This window comes from Xenorhabdus sp. Sc-CR9 (assembly GCF_963897815.1).
Classification (GTDB): Bacteria; Pseudomonadota; Gammaproteobacteria; order Enterobacterales; family Enterobacteriaceae; genus Xenorhabdus.
Genome location: NZ_CAWQTY010000066.1, coordinates 69204 through 80856, shown reverse-complemented (window position 1 = coordinate 80856; position 11653 = coordinate 69204). Strand labels below are relative to the sequence as shown.

General features: G+C 39.3%; 8 protein-coding genes. 5 read left to right on the top strand and 3 right to left on the bottom strand.

What is annotated here, in order from left to right; all coding sequences use genetic code 11:
* Positions 1–152: 152 nt before the first annotated feature.
* Positions 153–524, bottom strand: a complete 372-nt coding sequence (locus tag AACQ81_RS03620) for a hypothetical protein (RefSeq protein WP_237386341.1) — start codon at positions 522–524, stop codon at positions 153–155.
* 368 nt (positions 525–892) lie between these two features.
* On the opposite strand from AACQ81_RS03620, the gene ttcA reads away from it, so the two are divergent.
* Entirely contained in the window at positions 893–1786 is an 894-nt protein-coding gene (ttcA, locus tag AACQ81_RS03615) for a tRNA 2-thiocytidine(32) synthetase TtcA (protein ID WP_237386340.1), read from the top strand.
* Positions 1787–2068: 282 nt separating this feature from the next.
* Here the strand turns inward: ttcA and zntB are convergent, their stop codons facing one another.
* Both zntB and AACQ81_RS03605 read right to left on the bottom strand, forming a co-directional pair.
* Complete coding sequence (zntB, locus tag AACQ81_RS03610; protein ID WP_336885673.1) at positions 2069–3052, bottom strand: zinc transporter ZntB; 984 nt, start codon at positions 3050–3052, stop codon at positions 2069–2071.
* 31 nt (positions 3053–3083) lie between these two features.
* Entirely contained in the window at positions 3084–4715 is a 1632-nt protein-coding gene (locus AACQ81_RS03605) for a peptide ABC transporter substrate-binding protein (RefSeq protein WP_237386339.1), read from the bottom strand.
* A gap of 164 nt (positions 4716–4879) precedes the next feature.
* Between AACQ81_RS03605 and tpx the strand changes: the two genes are divergently transcribed.
* From tpx to AACQ81_RS03585, 4 genes are all read left to right on the top strand, one after another.
* On the top strand, positions 4880–5383 hold the full coding sequence (tpx, locus tag AACQ81_RS03600) for a thiol peroxidase (RefSeq protein ID WP_237386338.1): 504 nt from the start codon (positions 4880–4882) through the stop codon (positions 5381–5383).
* Positions 5384–5851: 468 nt separating this feature from the next.
* Positions 5852–7810 carry a type VI secretion system Vgr family protein gene (locus AACQ81_RS03595; RefSeq protein WP_237386337.1) on the top strand — a complete coding sequence of 653 codons (1959 nt, stop codon included), beginning with the start codon at positions 5852–5854 and terminating at the stop codon, positions 7808–7810.
* A 180-nt stretch (positions 7811–7990) separates the two neighbouring features.
* The gene (locus AACQ81_RS03590) at positions 7991–10570 is read left to right on the top strand and encodes a DUF2169 family type VI secretion system accessory protein (RefSeq protein ID WP_237386336.1); all 2580 of its coding nucleotides are present in this window, start codon (positions 7991–7993) and stop codon (positions 10568–10570) included.
* Entirely contained in the window at positions 10567–11640 is a 1074-nt protein-coding gene (locus tag AACQ81_RS03585; RefSeq protein ID WP_237386335.1) for a pentapeptide repeat-containing protein, read from the top strand. Before AACQ81_RS03590 ends, AACQ81_RS03585 begins: the two co-directional genes overlap by 4 nt.
* The last annotated feature ends 13 nt before the right edge of the window (positions 11641–11653 follow it).

Below are 11653 nucleotides of genomic sequence, written 5' to 3'. Positions count from 1 at the left end.
AATCGAGCATTCATGCCTTTTAATGCTTGAAAAAGTCAGAAATCCCTCTTCTCAATAAGATCAATTTTATGACGAATGGGTACAAAGTTGATCTTATTTTTTCACGGGAGAGTTTTTAGAGGTTCCCCTGAATGAGCAATGGGATTTGGTTGTCAATCTGTGTTATTTTGTCGGGGATGACTGGAATTCGTCAGTATTCTGTCTTTTTGGTGTGCTTCAGAGGTTTTTTTGATCGCAGACAATATCCGACGACGAATCAATCCACTAGCGGGGCGAATCAAACACCAGTAAGGGAAAAAACAATATACTGCTTTCTTATCAGTACAAAATACTCGAGTTTCCGTAGAGAGTCGGATTTTTTCCCTGCTGATTTTATCAATTCTATAATTTAAAATTAGTTTGGCAAAGCTTGGTTCATGGAAGCCAACAAATGAATCTGTATTATCAAATAATAGTTTTCCATAATCCAGTTGCCATAATTTACCAACCAGGCCAAAAGTTATTTCACTATTCAATTTGAACATATGCAGATTAGACCAAGTGTTTTGGACACTATTCTTGATATTGGCTAAACAATATTATTTGTTACAAATTAGAGAGAGACAGCAACACAAACAAGAATAATTTTAGAAGGCAAATATTAAAAAAGGAAAACATGATGGCAAAAAAGCAAACTCCCAGTTACCGTTTTATCAACATGCGGTTATCTGTGCTTCTGCTATTAATTCCCGGGGCATAAGCGCTGTACCTTGAAATCTATTAGGTACAGACCAAAACCGGTTAGAGACAGATACATTTCAAACGAAAATAAAAATCCGTATAATCCACTCCCTGCAAAGAATCCATAATAGAAAATCTATAGCCGATACGATTGGCAATGTGAGAAGTCGCAATGAATCAGAAAGATACGAGAAAAGAGACACTTGAATTCAACAAGCTCCAGAAACGCCTAAGGAGAAACGTTGGTAATGCTATTATTGATTACAATATGATTGAAGAAAATGATGTTGTAATGGCATGCATCAGTGGTGGCAAAGATTCATTTGCGATGTTAGATATCCTGCTGAATCTGCAAAAGGCGGCTCCAATAAAATTTGATGTAGTTGCAGTAAATCTTGATCAGAAGCAACCGGGTTTTCCTGAGTACGTTTTGCCCCAATACTTTGAAAGTCTGAATATTCCATACTATATCGTAGATAAAGATACTTATTCAGTTGTTAAAGAGAAAGTTCCTGAAGGTAAAACAACCTGTGGATTATGTTCCCGCCTGCGCCGTGGCACACTTTATTCTTTTGCAGAAAAAATCGGGGCCACAAAAATTGCACTCGGACATCATCTTGATGACATCGTTGAAACGCTGTTCCTGAATATGTTCCATGGCGCACGCATGAAAGCAATGCCACCGAAGTTGCGTTCTGATGATGGTCGTAATGTCGTCATTAGGCCACTGGCATATTGCCGAGAGACAGACCTTATCGCGTATGCGGAACACAAAGCATTTCCAATCATCCCTTGCAATCTGTGCGGCTCTCAAGAAAATTTACAGCGGCAGGCTATCAAATCAATGTTGGTTGAATGGGATAAGAAAACGCCGGGCAGAGTAGAAAGTATTTTCAAATCAATTCAAAATGTCAGCCCAAGCCAACTAGCTGATAAAACACTTTTCGACTTTGCCAATTTGCCGTTGGATCGGGATGGGGAAAGGGAAGAATACGCGTTTAACGAAGCTGTCGTATCCTCAACTAACATTGATGAATCCATGTTTATTAACGTTACGAACATTTAAAAATTTCCCTAACAGCAACAAAAAAATAGCCGATGCTTAAATTGGCATCGGCATAATAAATGGGCAATTATTCTGTATATACCTCATCAGGTATCAAACTCAATATGAGAAAAACTACAATTATGGAGCACAACGTTCATTGCTCAACGTTGCATTCACCTGCGTAAGTGATAGTGCCTTAATTTTAGGATCTGATTATTGATATATCTCAAATCCGATGGCACTAATCACGTCTTCAGGGTCAACTGACGATTATATCGTCATCCTTATGTTTTCTGTCGGTTACAACCATTTGCTTCGCTTTAGCCACAGGGCAAAAATGACTATCAAGATAGATAACAAAAGGCAGAATAAGCCAAAGCCAAACGGATACTTATTACCGGGTATTCCACCCAGATTGACACCAAATAGCCCCGTTAAAAAGGACGTTGGCAAGAATATCATTGCCAATAGTGACATCATGTAGGTGCGGCGGTTCATGGCATCTGCCATCATGGAGGTTATTTCATCTGCAAGAACTGCTGTGCGGGCAATACTACCATCCAAATCATCCAATCCACGCCCCAGACGATCTGCAATTTCCTGCATTAAACGCCGCTCTTCATCATTCATCCAAGGTAACCGCTCGCTGGCCAATCGGATAAAAACATCACGCTGCGGTGCCATGTATCGGCGCAAAACGATTAATTGTTTACGCAATAACACCAATTCCCCGCGACCGGGTACTTTTTGCTCCAGAATATCATCTTCAAACCCAATCAGCTGGTCATGTAACTCTTCAATAAAATCACTCACTTCATCAGTAATGGCATCCGCTATTTCAATCAGCCAATGTCCTGTACTTTTTGCACCAACTCCATTGTGTAAATCATCCACAACTTGATCGATGGAGTGAATTTTCCGATGGCGGCTGGAGATGATTATTCTGTCATTAATATAGATGCGGAACGAAACCAAGTGATCAGGGCGCGCATTATCATTGCGATTTACCGATCTCAGGGTAATCAAAGTGCCCTCACCAGTGCGTAGCACTTTCGGACGAATACTTTCACCCAGCAATCCTTCCTTTGCCGGAGATGGCAGCAAAGGGGTATTCATAATCCATTGGTGGCTGCCTTGGTTTTTATAATCAAGGTGTTGCCAAAATGGCTGTTCTGCCGTTGCGGGTGAATCTTCACCAAATGCCCTGATACCTCCCTGACCATTCATCTGGCAGGCGTAAATTGCATTTGAACCTTTAAATACCGAGCCATAGATCGTTTCCACATCTGCTCCTTTTCGTACTTATTTATTATAATTAGTCATCAGAATGCTTGATGATATACATGGTATGACTATAGGCGACATCTTCAGGATTAGTGATCGGGTATCCTTTTAACCACGGTTTGATTAATCGTCCATTGGTATATTGATAAATCGGTACAATTGGTGCTTGTTCTGCAATCATTTTTTCGGTCTGATTGTAATAGCGGTTTCTGACCAGATTATTCGTTTCATAACTGGCAGCTTTGAGCAACGCATCATAGTCAGCGTTATGGAATTTTGAGAGGTTGCCACTGTGGGTAGATGTCAGAAGAGACAGAAAACTTGATGGCTCGTTATAGTCTCCGGTCCAAGAGGCTCTGACCACATCAAAATTACCGGTATTACGGCTATCAACGTAAGTTTTCCATTCTTGATTGACTAATTTGACCTCTACACCCAGTTTTTTCTTCCATTCTGAACTGACCGCAATTGCAATCCGCTGATTATTTTCTAAATTGTTATAAAGCAATGATATTTTCAGAGGGTGTTCAGGGCCATAACCCGCAGCTTTCAGTAGCTTTTTGGCCTGTTCATCCAGATCTTGTTGAGTCAATGTTTCTTGCCGGGTTTTCTCTGGCCGGAAGCCTGCTGTCACATCAGGAGTGAAATGCCAGGCCGGTTTTTCCCCTGTCCCCACTACTTTTTCGGCAATCAGCCTTTTATCTATTGTCATGGACAGTGCTTGCCTGACCCGAATATCATTTGTTGGTGCCCGCTGTGTATTAAAAGCATAGTAGTATGTCCCTAATTGATCCGGCGTAAAAACTTGTCCCGGAAGTTCACGCAGCAATTTCTGGTACATGTTTTTGGGGAAAGACTCTGTAATATCGAGATCACCTGCCAGATAACGTTTGGTTGCATGAGATTCTTGGCTGATGGGCATAAAAGTTACTTTTTTCAATACCGTGTTTTTATTATCCCAATAGTACGGATTTGGTGTCAGGACAATTTTTTCATTGACGACCCGTTCCGTTAACATAAACGCGCCATTACCAACCAAATGCCCTACCCGAATCCAGTTGCTGCCATATTTTTTGATAATCTGCTTATTGACCGGATAAAGACTAAAGTTGGCTGTCATACTGGGAAAATAAGGTACAGGCCGATCCAGAGTCACTTTTAGCGTATAAGGATTGATAGCTTCCACACCCAGCTTTTCCGGCGGCAATTTCCCATCAATAATTTCTTGTGCATGCTGAATGCCCGATAAGGCTGCAAACCAAGAAAAAGAAGAGGCATTGACGGGACTGACCAATCTCTGCCAGCTATACACAAAATCAGATGCCGTAATGCCGTCACCATTAGACCAGCGGGCATCCTTACGCAACGTAAATATCCATGTTTTGTTATCTGTCGTTTTCCACTCTGTGGCAACTCCCGCTATGGTCTGCCCATCCGCACCCTGATTAACTAATCCCTCGAATAGATCACGTAGTACTTGCGCCTCCGTCAAACCGAAAGACTTTATCGGGTCTAATGATGCAGGCTCATCTTTCAATTGACGCACTAATTCCTGATAAGGATCCAATTCAGTACCCACAGGAACATGAGCAGCAGAAACAGAAAAAGAAAGGGAGAGACCAGTCACCAACAATACAGAGGGAAGCAACGTAAAATTATGCATATTCTTTTGCCTTATGAGTCTAATAATTATCCTAAAATAAATTATGAAATATTGTTAATTAAAGGGAGGCAGAGTATTTCATAAATACTGCATCTATTTTTGTGGGCAAGATCGCACTATTCCTTTACACTGACGACGTAGTTTACTTTTAGAAGGATAAAACCATGACACAAACCGTCAAGTTTCAAGGTAGTGATATCATCGTCAACGGCGATTTCCCACAAGCAGGCCAAAAAGCAAAAGCATTCACACTGGTTGCTAAAGATCTTGCTGATGTAACATTGAGCCAGTACGCAGGTAAACGTAAAGTACTTAATATCTTCCCAAGCATTGATACAGGTGTTTGTGCGACTTCTGTCCGTAAATTCAATCAACTCACCAGCGAACTGAACAATACCATCGTACTGTGCATTTCAGCGGACTTGCCTTTCGCTCAGTCTCGTTTCTGCGGTTCTGAAGGTTTGTCTAATGTTGTGACTCTTTCCACACTTCGTGGTAGCGAATTTCACGAAAATTATGGTGTTGCAATAAATGAAGGCCCACTGGGTGGGTTGACTGCGCGGGCTGTTGTTGTTCTGGATGAGAATGACCAAGTTATTTACAGCCAATTGGTTGATGAGATCACCAATGAACCTGATTATGACAGCGCATTATCAGCGTTAAAATAATTTTTTATTATTGATAATGATATAGTTTTGTTTTTAAATACAGCAAACTAGTTATTTTATAACTGGTTTTATTTTTTAGCGGCGATGAACTCATTAATTATGAATTCATCGCCGCTAATTTTTTTAATTATAAAAAATCGTTTTTCTATTGAAAATAACTATAAAAACCAAATCCACCATCAAGTCATAAATCATACGTTTTATTAAAAAATATTTAAAAATCAAAATATTAAATTTTTAATGGCATATTTTGTAACTTTTCCACTAACTCTCACAATATTATTATTCCTCACAAAAAATAAAAAACCAGGTTGCAATAATGTTGCATTATAGTTTTATGTATGAAATATTACTATTGAATTAGTTTCGTTATTAAATTAGATTGCAAGTGATAATAACCCAAGAAACCATCATTCGGTCCCGTATATTCAAAGGCTCGTGCGGTAGCTTTTTTAAAAGGAGCTTTTAATGGAAAAATTCATTATTGTGCATTCCTCACTGGGTGAGAAAGCCTTACATGTTAAGTCATTAAAAGGAGAAGAAAAACTATCAACCATTTATAGTTTTGAAGTCGAGCTTTTTAGTGACAAAAAAGATCTCGATATTAAAGGGTTGCGAAACAAACCGATATCAATAGAAATAAAAGATCCAGCAAACACTTCAGCAAAATCACGATATCTAAGTGGGTTAGTCCGTGAAGCAATCATTTGTGACTATTACGACGGATATCTCTATCTGTATAAAGTGATCATCCAACCTGCTCTATTTACTCTAACACTGAATAAAGATTTTAAAATCTGGCAAAAAAAAACTGCTCCCGAAATCATTAAAGATGTTCTGGATAAATATAAAGTAAAATTTAAGAATGAACTGCAATCAAAATATAAATCACTCGAATATTGTACCCAATACAAAGAAACAGATTTCAACTTTATAAGCCGATTAATGGAGCGAGAAGGAATTTATTATTATTTTCAACATGGTAAGAATGAGCACACCCTTATATTATCAGATTCTCCTCAATCTCATTCAGATTTACCTGATTGTTCTTCTATCGAATATTATCCAAACCATCACCCACCAAGAAGCAAAGATAAACATTTTTTATATGACTGGACAATAAGTTATTCAACTACTCCTTTGAGCTATACCGTGGATGATTATAACTTTCTTAAGCCAAGCGCAAAATTAAAAGAGACACAACAAAACCCCGATTCTACTGTACCAAAAACAGAAATATTTGAATGGTCTTTGAATTATAACGAAAATTCACAAGGGAAATTCTATGCTAAGGTACTACAGCAATCCCATACTGCACAAAGTCAATATATAAAAGCGAAAAGTACCGAAATAGGCATAGCTCCGGGTTATACCTTTACGCTGGCTAAAGCATTACGGGATAAAGATAACGGGCAGTATCTTATTATCAGCGCAAACTATGAATTTCACGAAGAGACTTATTTTTCCCGCGTAGCTGAGAATTTTTCTCCGGCAGATTTCTCTGCAAAAAAAGGCAAAATAATCAGTACTCAATTTACAGCTATTCCAGCGAAAGTGAACTGGCGCGCACCTTACCTGACGCAGAGGCCACAAGTTGGCACTGAATGGGCGACTGTTGTAGGTCCCAGCGGAAAAACGATTTGGACAGATGAATACGGTCGGGTTAAGCTCAGATTCTTCTGGGATCGAAGCGATACAAAAGATGATAAAAGTTCCTGTTGGGTACGCGTAGCCAGCAACTGGGCCGGGACTAAGTTCGGTATGGTACAGATCCCCCGGGTCGGAGAAGAAGTCATCGTCAGCTTTTTTAATGGCGATCCTGACAATCCCCTCGTAATCGGACGTAATTTTAACAAAGAAAAAATGCCTCCTTGGGATTTACCAAAGGAAGCCACCAAAATAGGTATAATGTCACGTAGCCTGGAAGGCGGAAAAGATAACACCAGCTACTTGTTTATTGATGATGCCCAAGGCAAAGAGTCTTTTGAAATACATGCTGAGAAGGACATGTCAGTCTCTGTGGAGAATGACCAAACTTTAAAAATTGAGGGTAAACGTAATACAACAGTAGAAAAAGAAGAAACTGCTACTTTCAAAAATAAACAGAAAACCACCGTTACCAATGGAAAAGAAATAGAAGTCACAAGCGGTGGAATTAAATATACAATTACTGATGGATATGAAGCAGATATAACTGGTGATAAATCAGAAAAAATTAGCGCCTCTTATAAGTTAAATGTTGGAAGCGATTTAACTCAAAGTATCACCGGGAGTTATAAACTGGATGTCACCGCTGATAAAAGTGAAAAAATCACAGGAAATTACAACGTTCAAGCAAGCACTGTTAGTATAAAGTCTAACACTCAAGTAGATATTAAGGGTTCAGTACAAGTTAGTATAAAATCAGCACTTATCCAATTGGGTTGATTTTTTCTTTTTATCTGAATTTATTGTACTTATTATTCTAATAACCTATCACTACAACCATTTTATAAAAAATCCTTACTTACATATTTTAAGAATAGCCGATTTTATTCCAAAGATAATCAGATAAAAATAAACAAAATTCTTCCGTCTTTTCTCAAAATGATTGAATCGGGTCTCTCAATGAAAATAATTAAACCTCTGCGCTTAAGTATGCTTCATCGCCCTTATCGCTGGCTGCAAAAAAATTATCTTGGGGTATCTATCATGACTTTGACTGATATGAGTAGCTCCCCTCGTTTGCGACCAGAGCAGGAACTCTGGCAACTTGCAGAAACTGAGTTAAAAGCCTGCGATAGTGTTATTGACTTCGCGATGCCAAAATCTTATGCCGAATTTCTTGCCACAGGTTATGCCTATACTCACCATCAGGCAGACAAAACAACTTGTTCTGCACGTATTCAAATAGATCAATTGGATAAGACATTGATTGCTTTTGGTGATCGTCATTGGGTTGATGAAACACCATCCAAACCGCAAGAATTTGGGCAAATGAGATTGGACTGGAGCCGAGCCTTCGGGGGAGGAAATTATGATGAAAATCCTCACGGTATCGGTTTCACTCCAGAAATTGGGGAAGATGGTATAAAGATCCACCGATTACCCAATATTGAAGGTACCCATAGACAGTTATTATCGCCACGGGATACAACAAACCCTGCCAGTTTTGGTCCTCTGGATTTCACGTGTCCACGCCGTTTTACCCGCATAGGTAAAAAATATGATAAAGAGTGGCTAGAAAACGAATTTCCCGGATTTTCCCGCGATATAGACTGGCGGCTATTTAATGCAGCTCCCCGCGATCAATGGTGGGAGCAAGATGATGCGCTGCCAGAAAAAGCAATATGGCGTATCTGGAATATGCATCCTGAAAAACCCATACAAGAAGGAATGCTGCCATCATGGCAAGCGCGTTGTTTTATCAAAAGATTACGTGTTGAAGAAGAAATTTTCGAAGAAATAATAATGCGTAAGACGACAGTGTGGTTTTTCCCCCATCTGGAAAAAATGATCCTTATCTGGCACGGTTGCGCGCGTATTAATGAAGATGATGCCGCGGATGTCTTGCACATTCTCTCCGCAATAGAGTTGAACGATAAACCTCATCCTGAACATCATTATCTCCAAATACTCAGCCAGCGCACGGATAAAGAAAAAGGTGCATTATATGCTCTCCGGGAAAAAGATTTGATTCCTGAAGAGATCATTGCGCCGTGGTTGGATACTGAGCAACCCGAAAATAACCCTCCTTTGAAAGAGAACTGGAAAAACCGTGAAAAACGCCTGCGTGAGCAACAACGGGAGCGTATGGAAAAATACGGGAAAGACATCAATACACTGATCCCGTTGATGACGACAGAAACGGACCCCCCTTCTAATCCGAAACCGGATGAATTACCCGAATTTGTAAAAAAAATAGAACAAGATGCCGCTCAAAAATACACTAAAGCTGAACAACAAAGTAATGAAATCCGTTTACGGGCCCAAGAAAAAGGCATTGATGTTGAACAGACAGCGATGGAAAAGCAACCAACAGGCTCACAGAATTTTAATCAGATACGGGATATATTGTATCAGCGGCAACAACAAATGGGACTTAGCAATAATATTCTGACGCAGACTGAACAATCACTGTATAAAATGTATTTGGCTTCTATACAAACACAAAGCCCCGCTTTGCGTTTAGCAGGTGATATGTCACAAATTATCCGCAAGCAAGTCCAACGCATCATGCGCAAAGACGGTGATTTCCGTGGTATGGATTTTACGGGCGTCGATTTATCCGGCATGAATCTACGTGGGGCTAATTTCTCCCGTACTTTGCTGGAAAGTGCCTGCTTCAATAACAGTCAATTGGATAGCGCAGATTTCAGTGAAGCAATGCTGGCCAGAACTGAAATCTGCCATGCTTCTCTGCACGGCGCGAAGCTGGATAATGCCAACCTGATACAGGCCAAATGTGAGCAAAGCGATTTTTCCGCAGCAAGTTTCAAAGAAACACAATTGCAGGAAACATTGTTTGATCACTGCCGATTTAATAATGCAATTTTCACCGAACTATTTCTGCAAAAAACCTTTATTACGCACTGCCGCTTTCAGCATTCACAATGGCAAAATTGCATTTTTCTGGAAATGGCTCTGCCTTCATTGAAATTCAACTACGCAAGTTTAAATAAAATTTCTTTTATAAAATGTCAGTTGGAGAACGCTATTTTTGATCACGCTACACTTGATAGTTGTTCATGGACAGAAACAAAAGCAGAAGCAATTAGTTTTCGATCAGCAAAGCTGATCACCTGCTCGTTTAATATGGAAAGTGATCTTAATCAAGCTGATTTCAGTAACTCGATATTAACAGAATGTAATTTGCGCCAAATGACTCTGATTCAATCAACTTTTCATTCTGCTACATTAAATAATAGCGATTTAAGTGAAGCAAACTGCCAATTGGCCAATATGCAATATATCAATACAACAAAAAGCGTATTCATCAGAACGGATTTTCGGAAAGCCCAGTTGAATAATGCCAACCTGATTGGTGCCTTTATGCAGAAATGCACTCTTAATGGTGCTGATTTACGAGAGGCTAATCTGTTCCGTGCTGATATATCTCAATCTATCATTGATGATTCAACGTTGATTGACCATGCCTATACATTGCGTGTAAAAACTTTGCCCAAGCGTAATCAGGAAATCATATGAGAACACTGACGGCTGATGAACTGATGATTAAAATCAGGCAGGGAGACATTATTGAGAAAGTTAATTTACAGGGAATTTCACTGGTTGGGAAAAATTTATCAGGAGGAATATTCAAGGCGGTAGATTTTTCAGAAACCGATTTATCTCATTCTGTTCTCAAGGAATCGTCCTTTACTGAATGTCTGCTCGAAGAAGCCATCTTTAATTCAGTCGTATGTAGTCACACTTCATTTGAACAATGCAATATGATACGCACCAAATTTAATGAAGGAACACTGAATGATGTTATGTTTACTCAATGTGCTTTAAAAAAAGCACTTTTTAAAGCAACAAAACAAAATAGTTGTCAATATTCATCTTGTGACCTGCAATGTGCTGATTTGAATGGTAACGAACTTGATCGATTAACCTTTATTAATTCTTCATTAGATCACATGAGACTGCATAATAATCGTTTTTTCCTGGTGACTTTTTTCCGGCAAGATTTGAGTAAAACAAATTTTTATATCAGTGAATTCATTAAAACGGTTTTTTTCGAATGCAACCAACGTGGTCAAAATTATCAAGAGCAGCAATTTCAGGAATGCCAATTCCTGAATAATCAGCTTGAAGCTGCAAATTTCAATGGAGCAAAGCTGACTAATTGCAATTTCAAGGGTTCTGGATTACAAAACGCCCAATTATCGAATGTCAATGCAACTCAGGCATTATTTATCGAGGCTGATTTAACCCGCGCATGCTGCCGTAATAGTTTATTTAATCAGGCTATCTTTGTCGGGGCTTGTCTTGAACAGACTGACTTTCGGCAAAGCCAGTTACAACAGGCCATCATACATAAAGCCCGTGCAATCAGTACACAATTTTCTGGTTGCGACATGAGCTATGCCGACCTCTCCTATGCCAATGTCAACAACAGTGATTTTCGCGATGCACAATTCATGAGAACTCTTTTTCATCGGACTCAACAGGTTGAAGCATTATTTTCTGATCGTCAGGGTATATTGGAAAATGATCCTGAGCTATTTGCGGCTGAAGAATGGAATATACAACAACACCAACATAAGACTTAATTCGGAGAATCGA